General features: G+C 69.3%; 18 protein-coding genes. 14 read left to right on the forward strand and 4 right to left on the reverse strand.

The window, feature by feature from the left end; genetic code table 11:
* Positions 1 to 41: 41 nt before the first annotated feature.
* From AC3WQA_RS02320 to AC3WQA_RS02330, 3 genes are all read left to right on the forward strand, one after another.
* Positions 42 to 692: a DUF6348 family protein gene (locus tag AC3WQA_RS02320; protein ID WP_492673496.1), complete on the forward strand. Its 651-nt coding sequence runs from the start codon at positions 42 to 44 to the stop codon at positions 690 to 692.
* Positions 693 to 816: 124 nt separating this feature from the next.
* Positions 817 to 1,107: a type II toxin-antitoxin system RelE/ParE family toxin gene (locus tag AC3WQA_RS02325; protein WP_492673497.1), complete on the forward strand. Its 291-nt coding sequence runs from the start codon at positions 817 to 819 to the stop codon at positions 1,105 to 1,107.
* Positions 1,108 to 1,110: 3 nt separating this feature from the next.
* Entirely contained in the window at positions 1,111 to 1,410 is a 300-nt protein-coding gene (locus AC3WQA_RS02330; protein ID WP_492673498.1) for an addiction module antidote protein, read from the forward strand.
* Positions 1,411 to 1,434: 24 nt separating this feature from the next.
* Here AC3WQA_RS02330 and AC3WQA_RS02335 read toward each other — a convergent pair whose 3' ends face one another.
* The 4 genes from AC3WQA_RS02335 to AC3WQA_RS02350 form a co-directional block, all read right to left on the reverse strand.
* The gene (locus AC3WQA_RS02335; protein ID WP_492673499.1) at positions 1,435 to 1,695 is read right to left on the reverse strand and encodes a DUF2845 domain-containing protein; all 261 of its coding nucleotides are present in this window, start codon (positions 1,693 to 1,695) and stop codon (positions 1,435 to 1,437) included.
* A gap of 175 nt (positions 1,696 to 1,870) precedes the next feature.
* Complete coding sequence (locus AC3WQA_RS02340; RefSeq protein WP_492673500.1) at positions 1,871 to 3,640, reverse strand: amidohydrolase; 1,770 nt, start codon at positions 3,638 to 3,640, stop codon at positions 1,871 to 1,873.
* Between the two features lie 96 nt (positions 3,641 to 3,736).
* The gene (locus AC3WQA_RS02345) at positions 3,737 to 4,666 is read right to left on the reverse strand and encodes a sensor domain-containing protein (protein ID WP_492673501.1); all 930 of its coding nucleotides are present in this window, start codon (positions 4,664 to 4,666) and stop codon (positions 3,737 to 3,739) included.
* The gene (locus AC3WQA_RS02350) at positions 4,666 to 5,028 is read right to left on the reverse strand and encodes a PadR family transcriptional regulator (RefSeq protein WP_492673502.1); all 363 of its coding nucleotides are present in this window, start codon (positions 5,026 to 5,028) and stop codon (positions 4,666 to 4,668) included. The genes AC3WQA_RS02345 and AC3WQA_RS02350 overlap by 1 nt, the downstream gene beginning before the upstream one ends.
* Before the next feature lie 139 nt (positions 5,029 to 5,167).
* Between AC3WQA_RS02350 and cycA the strand changes: the two genes are divergently transcribed.
* The 11 genes from cycA to AC3WQA_RS02405 all read left to right on the forward strand — a co-directional run bounded on the left by cycA (position 5,168) and on the right by AC3WQA_RS02405 (position 19,968).
* Complete coding sequence (gene cycA, locus AC3WQA_RS02355; protein ID WP_492673503.1) at positions 5,168 to 6,562, forward strand: D-serine/D-alanine/glycine transporter; 1,395 nt, start codon at positions 5,168 to 5,170, stop codon at positions 6,560 to 6,562.
* A 4-nt stretch (positions 6,563 to 6,566) separates the two neighbouring features.
* Positions 6,567 to 7,508 (forward strand): peptidylprolyl isomerase, encoded by a 942-nt coding sequence (locus tag AC3WQA_RS02360; protein WP_492673504.1) that lies wholly within the window; start codon positions 6,567 to 6,569, stop codon positions 7,506 to 7,508.
* 56 nt (positions 7,509 to 7,564) lie between these two features.
* A complete protein-coding gene (locus AC3WQA_RS02365) occupies positions 7,565 to 8,158 on the forward strand; it encodes a class I SAM-dependent methyltransferase (protein ID WP_492673505.1) in 594 nt (197 codons plus the stop codon).
* A gap of 51 nt (positions 8,159 to 8,209) precedes the next feature.
* Positions 8,210 to 9,139 carry a DMT family transporter gene (locus AC3WQA_RS02370; RefSeq protein WP_492673506.1) on the forward strand — a complete coding sequence of 310 codons (930 nt, stop codon included), beginning with the start codon at positions 8,210 to 8,212 and terminating at the stop codon, positions 9,137 to 9,139.
* 662 nt (positions 9,140 to 9,801) lie between these two features.
* Positions 9,802 to 11,565, forward strand: a complete 1,764-nt coding sequence (locus tag AC3WQA_RS02375) for a copper resistance system multicopper oxidase (RefSeq protein ID WP_492673507.1) — start codon at positions 9,802 to 9,804, stop codon at positions 11,563 to 11,565.
* Positions 11,566 to 11,822: 257 nt separating this feature from the next.
* Positions 11,823 to 12,806, forward strand: a complete 984-nt coding sequence (locus AC3WQA_RS02380; RefSeq protein WP_492673508.1) for a copper resistance protein B — start codon at positions 11,823 to 11,825, stop codon at positions 12,804 to 12,806.
* Between the two features lie 11 nt (positions 12,807 to 12,817).
* The gene (locus tag AC3WQA_RS02385) at positions 12,818 to 13,537 is read left to right on the forward strand and encodes a c-type cytochrome (protein ID WP_492673509.1); all 720 of its coding nucleotides are present in this window, start codon (positions 12,818 to 12,820) and stop codon (positions 13,535 to 13,537) included.
* Between the two features lie 10 nt (positions 13,538 to 13,547).
* Complete coding sequence (locus AC3WQA_RS02390; RefSeq protein ID WP_492673510.1) at positions 13,548 to 14,003, forward strand: hypothetical protein; 456 nt, start codon at positions 13,548 to 13,550, stop codon at positions 14,001 to 14,003.
* Between the two features lie 318 nt (positions 14,004 to 14,321).
* A complete protein-coding gene (locus tag AC3WQA_RS02395; RefSeq protein ID WP_492673511.1) occupies positions 14,322 to 15,491 on the forward strand; it encodes a TolC family protein in 1,170 nt (389 codons plus the stop codon).
* A complete protein-coding gene (locus tag AC3WQA_RS02400; RefSeq protein WP_492673512.1) occupies positions 15,488 to 16,792 on the forward strand; it encodes an efflux RND transporter periplasmic adaptor subunit in 1,305 nt (434 codons plus the stop codon). Before AC3WQA_RS02395 ends, AC3WQA_RS02400 begins: the two co-directional genes overlap by 4 nt.
* Positions 16,789 to 19,968 (forward strand): efflux RND transporter permease subunit, encoded by a 3,180-nt coding sequence (locus AC3WQA_RS02405; protein WP_492673513.1) that lies wholly within the window; start codon positions 16,789 to 16,791, stop codon positions 19,966 to 19,968. Before AC3WQA_RS02400 ends, AC3WQA_RS02405 begins: the two co-directional genes overlap by 4 nt.
* Positions 19,969 to 20,135 lie beyond the last annotated feature (167 nt).

Consider the following 20,135-nt stretch of genomic DNA (forward strand, 5'->3'; position numbering starts at 1 on the left):
CGCGATGACCCAACAACCGTAACCCACCCGCAGGAATGACGATGGATGACGCGGCACTGCAGAAATACCTGTTGCGACTGTTCGAGCGGCACGAGGTGGCGCTCGACGCCGACGAAGAGGGCTGGCTGACCACCGACGGCGACTTTCCGTCCGTGCGCGCCCAGTGGCACGAAGGCACAGCCGACGCACCGGGACACCTCGACATCGACGTCGTGCTCAGCGAGGAACGCTGCATCGAGGAAAGCTTCGCCGGCCACGGCACTGGCGCGGACGCCTGCATGGCCGCCCTGCGCGCGTTCGAGCAAAGCGCGCTCCACCCGCTGCTCGCCGCCTGCTGGTACGTCACCGACGAACGCAAGCTGACGTACACGGCATGGGAAATCGGCGTACGCACCTGGGACGTGTTCGCCGGCCCCTTTGCCCTGCACGGCGCGGACATCACCGACCTGGAGATGCTGGAACAGGTGCCTGCGGCCATCAAATCCGCACTGCAGCGCGAGGCATTGACTCCCGAACTGCACTGGTTGCGTCTGGTGTACCGCAAGACCACCGATGGCGAAGCGCGCTGCGAAGTCCTGCTCGACAACGAGCCGTGGGCGGCGGGAACGCTGGCGCTGACCGCCCTGGCGTGGCCGCAGGACGGCGACTACAGCGCGCACGGCTTCATGATGCTGGATGTGCGGGATTACTAAACAAGCGGCGCTTTGTCCCTGGCGCCTTTTTCGGCAGGCATGGCACACATGCGCGCCGCGCCCAGTGGGTATGCATGCAAGTGCGCGGCTTGCTCATGTGTAGCCCAAAGGCTACACTTCCTCCATGATCGAAGTTCGCCAGACCGCGGCATTCACCCGTTGGCTGTCGGCGCTACACGACGCGCACGCAGCCAAACGTGTGGTGGAACGGGTGTACCGGCTCTCGCTGGGCAACCCCGGTCAGCATCGGGTGCTGAAAGCTGGCGTTTGCGAGATGAAGATCGACTACGGCCCCGGCTACCGGGTGTACTACACGCGGCGTGGCGACGTGCTGGTGATTCTGCTGTGCGGTGGTGACAAATCCACCCAGGCGGCGGACATCAAGGCGGCCACCCGCCTGGCCACGGAGGTTTGAGCCATGACCCTGAAAACCACGCGCTTCGACGTGCAGGCGCACCTGCAAACCGAAGAAGACTGCCGGCTGTTCCTGGAAGCCGTGTTCGAGGATGCCGGCGACGACGTGGGCTACATCGCCCAAGCCATCGGCGAGGTAGCGCGTGCGCGAGGCATGATGCAGCTTGCCCGCGACACCGGCCTCTCCCGCGAGTCGTTGTACCGGGCTCTCTCCGCCGACGGCAACCCCAGCTTCGGCACGGTGCTCAAGGTGCTGCACGCACTAGGCATCCAGTTGGCGCCGAAGGATCGGGCGGCGGCGTGACCCGGCACGCCAGGCGCTACCGGATCAGTTGAAGACTTCCTTGATGTTCGCGACCACGCCGCCGCGGATGTAGATCTGCACAGTCTTGCGGCCGGTCGCATAGTCGAGCCGATAGCCGTCCGCGCCGCCATATTTCGTTTCGAGCCGCACACGCAACGTGGGTTGCCCTGCCGCTTGGTACACCTTGGCTTCGGAGTCGCCCACGGCAACCACCTTGCTGCCAAAGCGCACGCTGTCTTCGGCGTGCACGGCAAAGGCCAGCATCAACGCGGCCAGCAACATCATCACTCGCTTCATCGCACAATTTCCTTACCGTGGGTGCGCAACTTTATGCGGCGAGATTGTACACGGGCAAATTCGGCGCTGGGCCGATGCGAAAAGCTGCCACGCGAAAACCTGCCAGGGGCCATTCCTGGCACCAATCATCGTCCAACTCGTCGGGTACCAAGTTGGCGCCCCCTCAATTCACGTGGCCGAACTCCGGCATCGCCTTGAACAACTGCCCGCCGCGCCACGCACCGGCATCCGGCCGCTCGTACACAACCTTCCCACCCACCACCGTGTACAGCACCCGCGTGCGCAGGATCTGGGCGTCGGGGATGGTCAGCAGGTTGCCGGAGAACACCACCATGTCGGCCAGCTTGCCGGGGCTGAGTGAGCCGAGGCGCTGATCCTCGAACACCGCGTAGGCGTTGTTCCAGGTGTAGGAGCGCAGCGCCTGCATCCGGGTCTTGTCCTGCGCCGGGAAGAAGCGCTGGCCGCGGCCGTTGTCGCGCGTCACCGCGCAGTAGAAGCCGGCGATGGGGTTGGTGTCTTCTACCGGCGTGTCGCTGCCGTCCAGCACCATCGCGCCGCTTTCGATCAGGCTGTGCCACACGTAGGCGCCTTCCTTCGCGCGCTGCTCGCCCAGATGCGGCACCACGTAGGGCGCATCCGAGCAGGCGTGGATGGACTGCATCGAGGCGATCACGCCCAGCTGCGCGAAGCGCGGGATGTCGGCGGGCGCCAGGTGCTGCGCGTGCTCGATGCGCCAGCGCTGATCGTGCGCGGCGGGGTATTCGTCGAAGATCTGCTGGTACATGTCCAGCACTTCACGGTTGGCGCGGTCGCCGATCGCGTGGATCGACACCTGGAAACCGTCGCGCGCGGCGATGCGCGCAATCTGCGCCAGCGTGGCCATCGGCGTGACGTTCTTGCCGGTGACGCCGGGCGCATCGTCGTAGGGCTTGAGGAACCACGCGCTGTGCGTACCCAGCGCGCCGTCGGAAACGTCCTCGCCCACGCCGCGCACGGTGAAGTGGTCGTCGGCGAAACCGATCGTGCGGTACTTGGCGAGGTTCTTGTCGAGGCTGGCCACGTCCAGCACGCCGACGTTGACGTACAGGCGCAGCGGGAAGCCCTTGCTGGCCTGCTGCTTGAGCCAGGCTATGGTCTGGAAGTCCTGGCCCATGTCGACGAAGCCGGTGATGCCCTTGCTCACCTCGTTCTGCATGGCGAGCTTCAGCGACTGCTCCCTGCGCGCGGCTAGCTCCTGCGGCGGCAGGCTGGCGAGGTAGCGGTTGTAGGCGGCGTACACCACGTCGCTCGCGGTATCGCGCAGCGCGCCAATGGCGTTGCCCTTGGCATCGCGCACGATGCTGCCGCCGACGGGGTCGGGCGTGTCGCGGACTATGCCGGCGAGTTTCAGCGCCATGGCATTCGCGTAGATCGCATGGCCGCTGGTGTGCACGAGCAGCACCGGATTGTTGGGCGACACCGCGTCGAGGCTGGCCGGCAGCGGCAGGCCGTCGACGTTGGGCTGCGGCAGCTTGTTCCATTTGCTCTGCTGCCAGCCCTGGCCGACGATCCACTCGCCTGGCTTGGCCTTGGCCACCGCGGCCTTGACCATCGCCACGATGGCGTCCCAGTTCGGCGCCATGCCCACGTTGAGCTGCATCAGCGCGTCGCCGGTGTCCATGAGGTGGCCGTGGCCCTCCATGAAGCCGGGCGTGACGAAGGCGCCGTGCAAGTCCAGCACCTTGGTGTGCGGGCCGATGTAATGCGCGATGGCAGCGTCGCTGCCCAGCGCGGCGATCTTGCCGTCCTTCACCGCCAGCGCCTGCGCGTGCGGCTGCAGCGGATCGAGCGTGGCGATGCTGGCGCCCTGCAGCACCAGGTCGGCAGCGGGCAGCACGGGCGGGAAGCCCTTGACCGGCACGTCGGCGGCGGAAGCGGCAAGCGAAACCAGCACGAGGGCCGCAAGCCCGGATCGACGGAAGCGCATGGTTTCTCCCCGTGGGTCGCGCGCAGATGCGCCAGCCCAGCGTAGGAAGCCCGCCGCGCCGGGTCAACCGCGATCCACCCCGCGCACCAGCAGATGCTTGGCGAGCAGGCCATGCAGGTGGCCAAGGCTGCGCGTCACATGCAGCAACGCGAAGAACAGCAGCACGCCCAGCACGCACAGCACGCTCGCGCCACCCCAGCCGCTCAGCCACTCGATGCTGCGGCAGGCCGAGTCCGTCAGGCCGGTGCAGGTGCCGGTGTCCCAATGACCCAGCACCGTGACCAGTTTCAGGACGGGCGCGGCGATGAAGCTCAGCGAGACGGCCAGCCAGGTCACGATCACCGTGAAGTAGAAAATACCCAGCGGCAGTTGCAGCAACCCGTACAGCATCGAGCTCCAGCTGCGCGGGTCGGTGAACATCGCACCGATGCGCTGGAACAGCGTCATGTGCTTGGGCGGATACGGCGGCCGGCGCGGCATGCGCACGCCAAGCATGGCCTCCACCAGCCGCCCTTCCAGCAGCGCCAGCCCGCGCACGCTGCCGAAGAACAGCACGATGAACGGCAGGCCGATGATGAGCACTGAAAGACCCATCGACATCGACAGCCCGGCGACCACCCAGGTGAAGTACGCGATGCCGGTGACCAGCCCGAACAGCAGGTAGAACAAAGCGCCCCAAGCGCGCGGGTCAGCGATCACGCCAAAGAAGCGCCCGGTCAGCGAGCGCCGCTTCGGCGCCGGCGGCGGGCGGATCGCGCGCTGAATCCTGATTTCCTGGTCGCGGTAGATCTCGGCCACCTCGTCCGGCGCGCCGTAGCTCTCCACCACGTGTTCGAGCATCGCCGCCTCGTCGCGACCGGGGCGTTCGTACAGTTCGGCGCGCAGGTGTTCCTCGGCGTCGTACAGCGCGTCCTGGACCAGGGCGGGGTCGGCGCCCTGCAGCGCGGCGCGCAACTGTTCGAGGTATTCGTTGATGGTGCGTGGCTTGGTCATCACACTTCCCCTTGCAGAACCTTGTCGACGGAGTCGCGGCTGGCGTTCCACGCGGCGATCCACTCGCGCAGCACCTCGCGGCCGAATTTCGTGATGCGGTAGTAACGGCGCGGCGGCCCGCTCACCGAAGGCTCCACCTCGCTGGCCAAGAGGCCCGCGCCTTCGAGATTGCGCAGCACCGGGTACAGCGCGCTCTGCTTGCCGGCCAGCACGCCCTCGCCCGCTTCCTCCAGCCGCTTGGCGATCTGGTAGCCGTATAGCGGCTGGCGCGACTGCCCGAGCACCGCCAGCAGCACCAGCGACACGGTGCCGGCGGACAGCTCCTTCTGGAACTTCTTCAGTTGGCCCGCGCTGTCGTCCATCGCCTCACCTGCACTGCCACATAGCTTGGACTGAAGCATAGTGTTGAGTTCTACCTAGTGCATGCGCCGGAAGTCATGCATTGGCGGGAGTCCGGGGTTTCTTCTATGGTGACGGCCCATTCCCGAACACGGCGCCCGCATGTCCGCATCCACCGAGCAACCGGAGCAGCTGAGGCGCAGCCTCTCCAACCGCCACCTGCAGTTGATCGCGCTGGGCGGCGCCATCGGCACCGGCTTGTTCATGGGCTCGGGCAAGACCATCAGCCTGGCCGGGCCGTCGATCCTGCTGGTCTACCTCATCATCGGCGTGATGCTGTTCTTCGTGATGCGCGCGATGGGCGAGCTGCTGCTATCGAACCTCGCGTACAAGTCGTTCATCGACTTCTCCACCGACCTGCTGGGGCCGTGGGCCGGCTTCTTCTGCGGCTGGACGTACTGGTTCTGCTGGATCGTCACCGCGATCGCCGAGGTGATCGCGATTGCCGCCTACGTGCAGTTCTGGCTGCCGCACCTGGCGCCGTGGATTCCCGCGCTGTCGTGCGTGCTGTTGCTGCTGGCGCTGAACCTGACCACGGTGAAGATGTTCGGCGAGCTGGAGTTCTGGTTCGCGCTGATCAAGATCGTCGCGATCATCGCGCTGGTGCTGGTCGGCTTCGCGCTGGTGCTGTGGGGCTTCCGCTCGCCGGCGGGCAACCCGGCCACGCTGGCCAACCTGTGGAACGACGGCGGCTGGTTCCCGCACGGGCTGTCGGGGTTCTTCGCCGGCTTCCAGATCGCGGTGTTCGCCTTCGTCGGCATCGAGCTGGTGGGCACCACCGCCGCCGAGACCGCCGACCCACGCCGCAATCTGCCCAAGGCGATCAACTCGATCCCGGTGCGCATCATCATCTTCTACGTGCTGGCGCTGGCGGCGATCATGGCGGTGACGCCGTGGCATCTGGTGCAGGCGGACAAGAGCCCGTTCGTGGAGCTGTTCGTGCTCGCCGGCGTGCCGGCGGCGGCCAGCCTGATCAACTTCGTGGTGCTGACCTCGGCCACCTCCTCGGCGAACAGCGGCATCTTCTCCACCAGCCGCATGCTGTTCGGCCTGGCCGGCGAGCGGCATGCGCCGAAGGCATTCGCGCGCTTGTCGAAGGCGGCGGTGCCTTCGCTGGGCCTGCTGTTTTCCTGCGGCTGCCTGCTGCTGGGCGCGGCGCTGATCTACCTGGTGCCGAACCTGATGACCGCGTTCACCCTGGTCACCACGCTGTCCGCCGTGCTCTTCATGTTCGTGTGGTCGCTGATCCTGTGCGCCTACATGGCCTACCGCTGCAAGCGCCCGCAGCAGCACGCGGAGTCGGCGTACAAGATGCCCGGCGGCGTGGTCATGTGCTGGGCCTGCCTCGCGTTCTTCGCCTTCGTGCTGGTACTGCTGTGCCTGCAGTCCGACACCCGCGCCGCCCTGCTGGCCAGCCCGGTGTGGTTCGCGCTGCTGGGTGTCGGCTATTTCCTGAAGGGCCGGCGCGCCAGCCCATCCGTCGCCCAAGGGGAGTGAATCCATGCGTCGATCCGTCCCGCTGCTGCTCGCGCTCACCTGCATGCTGGGCGCCCTGCCCGCCCTCGCCGCGCAGGACCAACCCACGCCCAGCGCGAAGACGCTGCTGGCTGCGTCCAGGCCGGCCGAATGGCGCACGCCCGACCCCGCCAACCTGCTCTACATGCAGTTGCCCACCGGCCGCGTGGTGATCGAGCTGGCACCGGACTTCAGCCCGCTGCACGCGGCGAACATCCGCACCCTGGTGCGCGCGCACTACTTCGATGGCCTCACGATCAACCGCGTGCAGGACAATTTCGTGGTGCAGTGGGACGACCCGGAGAGCGACGGCGACCACCCCGATCCGGCCAAGCTGAAATCGCTGGGCGCGGCGCACAAGACCCTGCCGCCGGAATACACCCGCGCGATCGACCCCAAACTGGGTTGGACGGCGCTGCCCGATGGCGACGTGTACGCGCCGCAGGTGGGTTTCGTCGGAGGCTTTCCCGCCGCGCGCGACCCCGCGACGGGGCGCGAATGGCTCACGCATTGCTACGGCGCCGTCGGCGTGGCGCGCGACAACGCGCCCGACAGCGGCAACGGCAGCTCGCTGTACGCGGTGATCGGCCAGGCGCCGCGCGCGCTCGATCGCAACCTCGCCATTGCCGGCCGCGTGCTCGAAGGCATGCCGCTGCTCGCCGGCCTGCCGCGCGGGCCGGCGCCGATGGGTTTCTACGCCGACGCCGGGCAACGCCTGCCCATCCTTTCCGTACGGCTCGCCGCCGACCTGGCGCCAGCCGAGCGCGCGGCCATCCAGGTGCTGCGCACCGACAGCGCCACCTTTGCCCGACTCGTCGAGGCCAAACGCAATCGCCGCGATGCCTTCTACCAGGTGCCGGCGGGCAAGGTCGGACTGTGCAGCATCGATATCCCGGTGCGCGACGGCGGCCAGCCGGTCATGCCTTGACCGCGCCCACGCCACTGGCCAAGATCGCCGCACGCCCTTCGCGCAAGATGGAGTCCGTGGTCCACCAGCCCGCCAGCATCATTGATGTCGCCAACCTGCTGCGCGCCTGGCTGCGCGATCCGCGTGGCGTGGGCGCCCTGGCGCCGTCCGGCCATGCGCTGGCGCGCCTGATGACCGCCGACATCGAGCATGCCCGCGGCCCGGTGATCGAACTCGGCCCCGGCACCGGCGTGTTCACCCGCGCCCTGCTCGAACGCGGCCTGCCCTGGTCGCAGCTGGCGCTGGTGGAAGCCGACCCGCAACTGGCCACCGCGCTGGCGCGACGCCACCCGCAGGCGCGCGTGCTGTGCATGGATGCCGCCGGACTGGGCCACATTCCCTCCCTGTTCGGCGACGAGCGTGCCGTCGCCGTGGTCAGCGGCCTGCCACTGTTGTCACTCCCGGCCGACAAGGTGGCGGCCATCGCCGAAGCCGTGTTCAATCGCCAGTTGCGTCCGGGCGGGGCCTTCTACCAGTTCACCTACGGCCTGCGCTGCCCGCTGCCGCCCGACTTGCGCGAGCGCCTGGGCCTCAGCGCCGAGCGCCTCGGCGTCGCCTGGCTCAACCTGCCGCCCGCCAGGGTCTGGCGCATCCGGCGCCGCGTGCACTGAACACACGGCGAGCCGGTTAGAATCGGCGCTTCCCCGCTCCGACGCCGCATCATGCAGCCCCCTAGCCGCGCCCGTTTGCAGATCCACGCCTGCGTGCTGTTGTGGGGTTTCACCGCCATCCTCGGCAAGCTCATCACCCTGCCGGCCTTGCCGCTGGTGTGGTGGCGCATGCTGCTGGTGACGACGGCGCTGCTCTTGCTGCCGCGCGTGTGGCGCGGCCTGCGCGCGATGCCGGCGCGACTGCGCTGGGCCTATGCCGGCATCGGCGTGCTGGTATCCATCCACTGGCTCACCTTCTACGCCGCGATCAAGCTGGCGAACGCCTCGGTAGGCGCCACCTGCATCGCGCTGGGGCCGGTGTTTCTCGCCTTCATCGAGCCATGGATCGCCAGGCGTCGCTTCGATCCGCGCGAGCTGCTGGTCGGCGTGGCGGTGGTGCCCGGCGTGGCGATGGTGGTGGGTGGCGTGCCGCATGGCATGCGCCTGGGCATCGCGGTGGGCGTGCTCTCGGCGCTGTTCGTGGCGCTGTTCGGCGCGCTCAACAAACGCTTCGTGGAGCACGGCGATCCGCTCACGGTCACCTGCATCGAGCTGGGCACGGGCACGGTTTTCCTCACCCTGCTGGCGCCGCTGTTGCCGCACACCGGCGCCACCTTCGTGCTGCCGGACGCGCACGACACGCTGCTGCTCGCCGCACTGGCCTTCGGCTGCACCCTGCTGCCGTTCTCGCTGGCGCTGGTGGCGCTGCGCCACATGAGCGCCTTCGGCACCCAGATGGTGACCAACCTCGAACCGGTCTACGCCATCGTGCTGGCGATCCTGCTGCTGGGCGAACAACGTCAGCTGGACGGCTGGTTCTACGGCGGCGTGGCGGTGATCCTGGCCGCCGTGTTCATGCATCCGCTGCTGAGCCGCCGCCAGGGTGCGCCGACACAAACCGAATTGCTGGCCGCCGCCGAAAACCACGGCATGATCGAGTGACCGGGTTGGCCGCAACCATCGGCAGGGAGCGTGCGGAGCCGGCCGCCCCTCCGGCCATCGCCTTGCGCATCGTGCCGTCGGCAATGGCTGAACCCGCCTCCAGAGTTGAACGCCCCCCATGGCCCGGCTAAGCTCGTTCCCATGATGCTTTCGCTCCGTCAGCTTGCCCGCTCACACCGCCTTCGGGCGATGGCGGTACTGGCGTGGTTGATGCTCGTGGTGCAGTCCGTGGCGGCGGTTCCGACGATGAACATGCCAGTGGCGTCCCACGCCCGACCCGCGCACACGCAGGTCGCCACCCTGGGGCACAACGCGCACGGATGCCTCACGGCAGCCGCCAGTACCGCGTCCTCCTGTTGCCAGCATCCGGCGGGCGGCGGTGGCGACACGGCGGGCCACTGCGCCTGCACCGCGACATGCGCCACGGCAGTCCTGCCGAGGGTAGCGCTGGCCTTGCCCCCGGTTGGAGCCACGGTGGCCTACGCGCTGCCGCCGCACCTGCCGGCTCCTGCGGGCGCGAACGCGCTTCCACTGCGGCCGCCAGCCGCCTGAACCTCCCTTGCGTCGATGAATCATGGCTCATGACGGCCGCACGCCGGCCTGCATGACCCTCTGCCGTGGCTGGTGTGGCCACGGCGATGTCGCCTGCCCTGGAGAGGCCCATGAAACCCCATTTCCCGCCCGCGATGGATCGGTCGCGGCGACGTTTCGTCCACGGTGTCGCCTGTGGTGGCGCGGTCGCGGCGCTTGGCCTGCTGCGCCCCCCGAAAGCCTGGGCGCTGGCGGGCGCCAGCCAGCCCACCCTCCTCCGCGGCACCGACTTTGCGCTCGACATCATCGAGGTGCCGCTGAATTACACCGGCAGGACTCGCCTGGCCACCACCGTCAATGGCGGCATTCCCGGCCCGACCCTGTGCTGGAAGGAAGGCACCACGGTCACGGTGCGCGTCACCAACCGCCTGCGGGTGCCCACCTCGATCCACTGGCACGGCATCCTCGTGCCGTTCCCGATGGACGGCGTACCCGGCATCAGCTTCCCCGGCATCGCACCGGGCGAAACGTTCGCCTATCGCTTTCCGGTGCGCCAGAGCGGCACTTACTGGTACCACTCGCACTCCGGATTCCAGGAGCAGGCCGGACTGTACGGCCCCTTGGTGATCGAACCAGCCGGGCCGGAGCGCAACCCGAGCGACCGCGACTACGTCGTGATGCTCAACGACTGGAGCGACGCCAGCCCCGAGCACATCTTCGCCACGCTGAAGCGCCGGGCCGATTACTACAACTTCGCCCAGCCGACCGCCCCCGAGTTTTTCCGCAGCGTGCGCGAACACGGGCTGCACCAGGCGCTGGCTGAGCGCAGGATGTGGAGCCGGATGCGCATGAATCCCGGCGACCTGAGCGATGTTTCGGCTTACGCCTACACCTACCTGATGAACGGCGCCGCCCCCGCCGGCAACTGGACCGGCCTGTTCAAACCCGGCGAGAAGATCCGCCTGCGTTTCATCAACGGCTCGTCGATGACGATCTTCGACGTGCGCATCCCGGGCCTGAAGATGACGGTGGTCGCCGCCGATGGGCAGGATGTCGAGCCGGTGTCGGTCGACGAGTTCCGCGTATCGGTGGCGGAGACCTACGACGTGATCGTCGAACCGCGCGAAGACCGCGCGTTCACGATCTTCGCCCAGTCGATCGACCGCAGCGGCTACGCCCGCGGCACGCTGGCGCCACGACTTGGCATGGAGGCGCCCATACCGGCGCTGGACCCGCGCATGCCCGTGAGCGTGGTGGACATGATGGGCGCCATGGCGCAAGGCGGCAGCGGGCACGGCAACATGCACGGGATGGCGGGCATGCAGGACATGCCCGGCATGGCCATGGGCGACACGGCCACACCGGCTGCGCCCGTGATCCGCCACGCCCGCACCGAATACCACAACCCGGGCGTCGACATGCATGTGGACATGCCGCGCACCAACCTGGACGACCCCGGCACCGGCCTGCGCGACAACGGCCGCCGCGTGCTCACCTACGCCGATCTGCACACCATCGGCGGCCCCATCGACAGGCGCGAACCGGATCGCGAGATCGAGCTGCACCTGACCGGCAACATGAAGCGCTACATGTGGTCGTTCGACGGTGTGAAGTTCTCCGACGCGAAGCCGATCCATTTCCGCGCCGGCGAGCGGCTGCGCATCGTGCTGGTCAACGACACCATGATGAACCATCCGATCCACCTGCACGGCATGTGGAGCGAGCTGGAAAATCCCGACGGGCAGTTCCAGGTACGCAAGCACACCGTCAACGTGCAGCCGGCGCAGCGCGTGGCCTATGCCGTGACGGCCGACGCGCCGGGGCGTTGGGCTTATCACTGCCACATGCTCTACCACATGGAGGCGGGCATGTTCCGCGAGGTGGTGGTGTCATGAGCAGGGCGCCTCGAACTACTCCCGTGCTGCTCGCGGCACTGTGGCTGACGCTGCCACTGGTGGCCGGCGCGCAAAGCGCCACCGCACCGAGCCGAGCCGCGCCGATGGACATGCCCGGCATGCCCGATATGGAGATGCCGGCGGCGGCGTCCAGCACGCCCAGGCCGGCGGCGTCGGCGGGGACGAAGAAGCGAAGGAAACCGGCCCCACCAGCGAAACCCCGGCCGTCGCCCCAGGGCACGGTCGGGATGGCCGGCATGCCGATGCCCGCCGCCAGTGCCGGCATGGAAGGCATGGATCACGGTGCGATGCACGGCACGCCAATGCCTTCCAAGCCTGCCGGCCCGGCGACACCCGCCGGCGACAGGCCGGAGATGGATCATCAGTCGATGCCTGGCATGGGCTCCCGTGCGCTGCGAGGAGCGGATGACAGGGGCATGCCCGGCATGAACCACGATGCGATAGCGGCGAAGCATCGGGGCGACGCCGGCACGCTGCCGGGGATGGCCATGGGCCCCATGCAAGGCGGCAACCCGCCACCGGATGCGCGAAGCCCCGACTATTCCGACGGTATGGGCTACGGCGCCATGCGCGGCATGGACATGACCGACAACGCGCCGTTGGGCATGCTGCTGATCGACCGGCTGGAAGGCTTTCACGGTCGTGGCGCGAACGGCCAGGCCTGGGAAGTCCAGGGCTGGTACGGCAACGACACGAACAAGCTGTGGCTACGCACGGAAGGCAGGATCAGCCACGGCAAGCTCGACGAAGGCGATCTGGAGGCCTTCTGGAACCGCGCCATCGCCACCTACTGGAGCAGCCAGTTGGGCCTGCGCCAGGATCTCGGCGAAGGCCCGGAACGGACGTGGGCCGCGTTCGGCGTGCAGGGGCTGGCGCCGTACGGCTTCGACCTGGAGGCCACCGGTTACCTCGGCGCGCACGGCCGCACGGCGGCGCGCCTGCGTGCCAACTACGAGTTGCTGTTCACCCAGCGACTGATCCTGCAACCCGAGGTCGAAGCCAACCTGTACGGCAAGGGCGATCCGCAGCGCCGCATCGGCAGCGGCGTGTCCGACGTGCAACTGGGCCTGCGTCTGCGCTACGAGTTCCACCGCCAGTTTGCGCCCTACATCGGCGTGAACTGGGTGCGCCGCCTCGGCACCACGGCCGGTTACGCCCGGCAGGATCATCTCCCCATGCTCGACCGGCAGATCGTTGCCGGCGTCCGCGTCTGGTTCTGAAAGGATTAGCCATGAAACGACTCACCGCCCACTTCCTCACGGTTGCCATCACGCTGGGCGCGCTCGCTGCCGGCACCGGCGCCTTCGTCTACTCCGGCCGCTACGACATCGGTGCCGACGACCACCACACCCGGCCGGTGTTCGCGGCGCTGCAGGCCCTGCGTGACCGCTCGATCCACCGGCGCTCGGGCGGGCTGACCGTACCGGACCTCACCGATCCGCAACTCATCCTGAAAGGCGCCGGCCAGTACGCGGCGATGTGTGCCGACTGCCACCTTGCGCCCGGCGTCGACGACTCCGAGCTGCGCGCCGGCATGTACCCGCAGCCGCCCAATCTCGCCAAGACGCACGTCGATCCCAGGGACGCCTTCTGGGCGATCAAGCACGGCATCAAGATGAGCGCGATGCCGGCCTGGGGCATGGCCGGCCACGACGATCCCACCATCTGGAGCATGGTCGCCTTCCTCGAGAAGCTGCCCGGCATGACGCCGGCCGAGTACCGGGCGATCGTGGCGAAGGCGCCGCCGGACGAGGATATGGACATGGACGAAGGCAGTGGCCACCACCACGGGGACGACGTGGCGCACGCATCCGCCGCGCCGGACATGAAGGACATGAAGGACATGGACGGGATGGATATGCCCGGCCACGGTGCCGCCCCCGCACCATCGCCCGCGACGGCTCGCTCGGCCGGCGCGCAGCCGTCCGGTGACGGGCATGCGCACCGGTAACGGATATCGCATGGCACGCAGCCGTTTCCGGCTCCGTCGAACCCGTCGCTGGCGCGATGTGCGGCGCGTCGCCCTGGTGCGCGGGCTGCTGCTGGTCGGCGCGCTGCTCATGCTGGGCCTGCAGCCGGCTCTCGCGGCGTACGCCTGCGCGATGCCGTCCGCCCCGATGGGGCCGGGCGTGACGGCGGACGCGGGCGCCGGGCATGCAGCCATGCGCGGCGCCTGCGCGGAGAAGCGGCATGCGGCAGCCGACCGCGTCCTGTGCGCCCGGCACTGCGCCGCGCAGGCAACCGCGCCCAACGACTCCCGGCCGATGACGGTGCCACCCAACCGGCTCCCGGCGATGCCGCCCGTTTGGCCGCACCTTGCCCTGTACATGCCGACGCCGTCCATCCCGGAGCGCCACTACCGGCTGCGCGCGCCGCCACCACCGCTCCCTCTGCTGTTCTGCACCCTGTTGATCTAGCAGGGTGTTGAGAAAGTGCTTTCCTGCACTTTCTCAACTCGCCGAGCAAGCAATTGCGTGCTTGCCCGGCGTGCGATCCATCCATGGATCGCACCAGCAGGCTGTTTCTCAACAGCCTGCTGGTGCCACCTCGCCATCGCCGAGGTGCCGTTGCGCCCGCATGGCGCGACGGCTGTTCGATCACGGGAGTAAACCCTCATGTGGCTTTCCAGTTTTGTCCGCTGCCGAAGCGCGCGGCTCCTGCTTCTGATCCTGGGCGGATCGACGGCGATCGCGGCCCGGGCCGCTAGCGCACCGCCGCTGACACTTGATGCCGCCGTGCGGCAGGGCGTGGCCCGCGCGCCGCTGCTCGCCGCGCGCGATGCCGACCTCGGCGCCATGCGCGACGAAGCGGCGCGCGCGGGCCGTCTGCCCGACCCATCGCTGACCTTCGGCGTGTCCAACTTCCCGGTCACTGCGCCGGGGGCTTTCAGCTTGCGTTCGGACGGCACGACCATGCGCACGATCGGCGTGATGCAGGCGATTCCTTCGCACGCCGCGCGCGTCGCCGAACGCTCGCTGGCCGACGCGCAGGTCGATGCCGCCGAGGCGGAGCGCACCGTCACCGGGCAGGAAGTGCGCGAGCGTGTGGCCGACGCCTGGATCGGCGTGTGGGCGGCCACCCGGCAACGCGCCTTGCTGGAGGCCTTGCGCGACGAAAGCAGCCTTGCCGTGCAGGTCGCCAAGGCCCGGCTGCGCGGCGGCACCGGTAGCGCGACCGACGTGCTGGCGGCGCGGGCCGAGGCGCTGCAGCTCGTCAACCGGATCGAGGCGGCCGACGCCGATCTGCAGGCGGCGATGGCCTCCCTGCAGCGCTGGCTGGGCGACGCGCCGCCCACACTGGCCGACGCCCCGGACTTCGAGCAACTGCCGGTCGCGCCGGATCAGCTGGCGCACGCCACCGACCAGTTGGCGCCGATGCAGGCCTGGCAGGCGCGCGAACAGGTGGCCGACGCGGCGCTGGCACAGGCGCGTGCCTCGAAACATCCGGATTGGAGCGTAGAGGTCACCTACGGTCGCCGCGCGCCCTTCCTCTCGGACATGGTGATGGTGCAGGTGGGCGTGAGCCTGCCGCTGTTCGCGCGCAACCGGCAGGATCGCGCGATCAGCGCGAAACAGGCACAGCAGGACGCGATCGCGTCGGCGCACGAGGATGCCCGCCGCGCACAGCGCGAGGCCGTTGCGCGCGACGTCGCCGCATGGCAGGGCTGGGGCCGGCAGATCGCGCGGGATCACGCAACGCTGTTGCCGCTGGCCCGCGACCGCAGCCGGGTGGCGCTGGCCGCGTACCGCGGCGGCGGCGCGCTGCGGCCATGGCTGGACGCCCGCCGCGACGAAATCTCGCTGCGCCTCGACTACACCGGCGCGCTCGCGGCCCGCGCCCGCGCCTGGGCGGCGCTGGCCTACCTGATGCCCCGGCCCACCCCTTCTGCGGAGAACTTGCCATGAAACGGATCGGTATCGTGATGGGCACGCTGGCGGGTGCCGCCGCGCTGCTCGGACTGGGCTACGCCGGCGGCCGCCACGCCGGCTCCACGCCGCTTCCGTCCCCGCCCACCTCGGGCGCGCCGGGCACGCAGCGCCAGGTGCTGTACTGGTACGACACCATGGCGCCGGAGCAGCACTTCGGCCATCCCGGCCTGTCGCCGATGGGCATGCCGATGGTGCCCAAGTACGCGGACGAGGCAGGCGCCGACAAGGACGTGGTGCGCATCGATCCGGCCACCGTGCAGAACCTGGCCGTGCGCACGGAACCCGTGGCGCGCCGGGTGCTGGCCGACCAGCTCCAGGTGCCCGGCACGGTGGGCTGGAATGTGCGCGACGCGGTCACCGTAAGCGCGCGAACCGACGCGGTGGTGGCACGGCTCGACGTGCGCGCGCCGTATACCGCCGTCAGCGCCGGGCAACCGCTGGCCGAGCTGCTGGCGCCGTCATGGAACAGCGCCATCGCCGAGTACCGCGCCCTGCAGCACGCGCGCTCCGCCGATGCGCAGGCGCTGCGCAGCGCAGCGTTGCAGCGCCTGCAGGTGCTGGGCTTGACGGCACAGGACATCGCCTCGGCAAGGGATGGCCGCATCACCCTGCACGCGCCACGGGACGGGGTGGTCACGGCGCTGGACGTGCGCGAGGGCCAGCAGGTCGGTGCCGGCCAGACGCTGATGACGGTCAACGGCCTGTCCACGGTTTGGGTGGAGGCGGCCGTACCGCAGGCCATGGCGGGCCTGGTGCGTGCCGGCACGCCGGTGGCCGTGCGCGCGCCGGCCTTGCCCGGCCAGGTGCTACGCGGCCGGGTGGAAACCCTGCTGCCGGAGGTGGACGCCACGACCCGCACCCAGCGCGCGCGCATCGTGCTGGCCAATCCGGAGCACGCGTTGAGCCCGGGCACGTTCGTCAATGTGGCGTTGCAACCGGCAGCGGGATCGCCCGAGCCCGTCGTGCCTGATGGTGCGGTGATCGCAACCGGCAGCGCGGCGCCGCGGGTGATCGTGGCCGAAGGCGACGGTCGCTTCCGACCGGTTGCGGTGCGCCTGGGCCGTTCGGCCGGCGGCTACACCGAGGTGCTTGCCGGCCTGGCCGGCGGGGAGCGCGTGGTGGTGTCCGGGCAATTCCTGATCGATTCAGAGGCGAGCCTGTCCGGCGCATGGCAAAGGCTGCCGCCGGACGAGCCGCCGCATGCAGCCCACGCGGCGCATGCGGCTGATGCCGCCATGCCGGACATGCCGATGCCCCAGCCGGAGCCGCGGCCATGATCGGTGCACTGATCCGCGCCGCGATCCGGTACCGCGTCTTTGTGCTGCTGGCTGCGCTGGTGCTGGCGGCGGCCGGCGTGTTCTCCGTCCGGCACACCGCCATCGACGCGCTGCCGGATCTCTCGGACACCCAGGTCATCATCCGCACCCCGTATCCGGGCCAGTCGCCGCAGGTGGTGGAGGATCAGGTGACCTATCCGCTGGCCACCACCATGCTGTCGGTGCCCGGCGCGACCACGGTGCGCGCCTACTCGTTCTTCGGCGACTCCTACGTGGACGTGCTGTTCAACGACCACACGGATCTCTACTGGGCGCGTTCGCGGGTGCTGGAGTACCTGAGCCAGGCACGCAGCCAGCTGCCGGCGGGCGTCGATCCCGCGCTCGGCCCGGACGCCACCGGACTGGGCTGGATCTACGAATACGCCCTGGTCGACCGCACCGGCCGGCACGACCTCGGCCAGCTCACCGCGCTGCAGAACTGGACCCTGCGCTTCCCGCTGAAGGCCGTACCCGGCGTGGCGGAGGTGGCCACTCTGGGCGGGATGGATCGGGCATGGCAGATCGTGCCCGATCCCCTGGCACTGGCCGCGCGCGGGCTCACGGTGGCGCAGCTCGTCGACGCCGTGCGTGCCGCCAACGGCGCGAACGGCGGCTCGGTGATCGAACAAGGCGAGGCCGAGCTGATGGTGCGCAGCGAGGGGTATCTGAAGACCCGCGAGGATTTCGGGAACGTGCCCCTCGTCACCAACGCCAACGGTGTGCCGGTGCGGCTGCGCGACGTGGCCACCGTGCGCCGCGGCCCGGTCTTCCGGCGCGGCCTCGCCGAGCTGGACGGCCAGGGCGAGGTTGTGGGTGGCATCATCGTGATGCGCTCGGGCGCCAACGCGAAGGCCACCATCGCGGCGGTGAAGACGCGGCTGGCGCAGCTGCAGCGCAGCCTGCCGGCGGGCGTGGAGGTCGTGCCCACCTACGACCGCTCGCGACTGATCGACGCCGCGGTGGAGAACCTGTGGGGCAAGCTGCTGGAGGAGTTCCTGATCGTCGCGCTGGTCTGCGCGCTGTTCCTCGGCCACCTGCGCTCGGCGCTGGTCGCCGTCGTCACCCTGCCGTTGGGCGTGCTGGCGGCCTTCATCGTGATGAACCTGCAGGGCGTGACGGCGAACCTGATGTCGCTGGGCGGCGTCGCCATCGCCATTGGCGCGATGGTGGATGCGGCGATCGTGATGATCGAGAACACCCACAAGCATCTGGAGCACTGGCGCGATGCGCACGGCGGCGCGGAGCCACAGGGGGCTGCCCGCTGGTCGCTGGTCGCCGACGCCACGGTGGAAGTGGGGCCGGCGCTGTTCGTGAGCCTGCTGGTGATCGCGCTGTCGTTCGTGCCGGTCTTCGCGCTCCAGGGGCAGGAGGGCCGGCTGTTCACGCCGCTGGCCTTCACCAAGACCTACGCCATGGCGGCCGCGGCGGGGCTGGCCGTCACGCTGGTACCGGTGCTGATGGGTTACCTGGTGCGCGGGCACATCCGCGCGGAACATGCCAATCCGCTCAACCGGTGGCTCACGGCACTGTATGCGCCGATTCTCGACGCCGTGCTGCGCTGGCCGAAGGCCACCCTGGCCGCAGCCGGCCTGCTGCTGCTCACCGCGCTGGTGCCACTCAGCCAGCTGGGCAGCGAGTTCATGCCCGCCATGGACGAAGGGACGCTGCTGTACATGCCCACCGCGTTGCCGGGGCTGTCGGCCGGCAAGGCGTCGCAGCTGCTGCAGCTGACGGATCGCATGATCAAGACCGTGCCCGAGGTGGCCCATGTGTTCGGCAAGGCGGGGCGCGCGGACACCGCCACCGACCCGGCGCCGCTGGAGATGTTCGAGACCACGATCACCTTCAAGCCGAAGGATCAGTGGCGCCCCGGCATGACCATGGACAGGATCAAGGAGGCGCTGGATCGCGCCGTGCGGGTGCCGGGCCTGACGAACCTGTTCGTGCCGCCGATCCGCAACCGCATCGACATGCTCTCCACCGGCATCAAGAGCCCCATCGGCATCAAGGTGCTGGGCACCGATCTGACGGCGCTGCAGACGACGGCCGACCGCATCGAGGCGGTCGCGCGCACCGTGCCCGGCGTGCGTTCGGCGGTTGCCGAGCGCCCGGCCAGCGGCCGCTACGTCGACGTGCAGATCCGCCGCGACGAAGCCGCGCGCTACGGGCTGACGCAGGCGCAGGTGCAGCAGTTGATCGCCACGGTGGTCGGCGGCGACCCCATCGGCCAGAGCATCGAGGGACGCGAGCGCTTTCCCATCGTGGTGCGCTATCCCCGCGTGGATCGCGACTCGGTGCAGGCGCTGCGGCAACTGCCGATCGTGGCTGCCAACGGCGCCCAGCTCACGCTGGGCCAGGTCGCCGACCTCCGCATCGAGGCCGGGCCGGCGATGCTGAAGAGCGAGGATGGCCAGCTGGCGACCTCTGTCTACGTCGACACCGACAGCGGCAATCTTGGCGGCGTGGTCGCCCGGCTGCAGCGCGCCGTCGCCAAGCAGGTCCCCTTGCCCCCAGGCATCACGCTGGACTGGTCGGGCCAGTTCCAGCACCTGACCAGCGCCGCCCAGCGGCTCCGGCTGGTGGTGCCGCTGGCCTTGCTGATCGTCTTCGTGCTGATCTACGCGGTGTTCCGGCGCGTGGCCGAGGCCGCGCTGATCATGGCCAGCGTGCCGCTGGCACTGGTCGGCGGACTGTGGCTGGTCTGGCTGCTCGGCCAGGCCGTGTCGGTGGCCACGGTCATCGGTTTCATTGCCCTGGCCGGCATCGCCGCGGAGTTCGGCGTGGTGATGCTGCTGTACCTGCGCCACGCGTGGGAACGGCAATGCGCACTCGACACGCAGGCTGGTTTCGAGGCGCTGGATACGGCGATCCAAGAAGGCGCGGCGCAGCGCGTGCGGCCCAAGGCGATGACGGTGGCGGTGATCCTGGCGGGCCTGTTGCCGATCCTGCTGGGCCACGGCGCCGGCTCCGAAGTCATGCAGCGCATCGCCGCCCCGATGATCGGCGGCATGGTTACCGCCCCGCTGCTGTCCATGCTGGTTTTGCCCGCCGCCTTCCGCCTGCTGATGCGGTACCGGCTGCGCAAGCTGCAGCCGGCGCCCCCGACGCTCCATCACCCCGGGGAAAACCAACCATGAAGGAGTGCGTCGCCCTTCCCCTGCCTCGGGCAAAGCGTACAAACCGGGCGACGGCAGGCCGGGCGTCGCACCGCCCATGCAGGCGCCAACCGCCGGCAGGCATCGCCGGCCCGCGCATGCGCGCCCGTCCCTGGAGTTGGCCGCACGCGCCTTATACTGGTGCGCCA

Source organism: Rhodanobacter sp. FW106-PBR-R2A-2-24 (genome assembly GCF_058789615.1).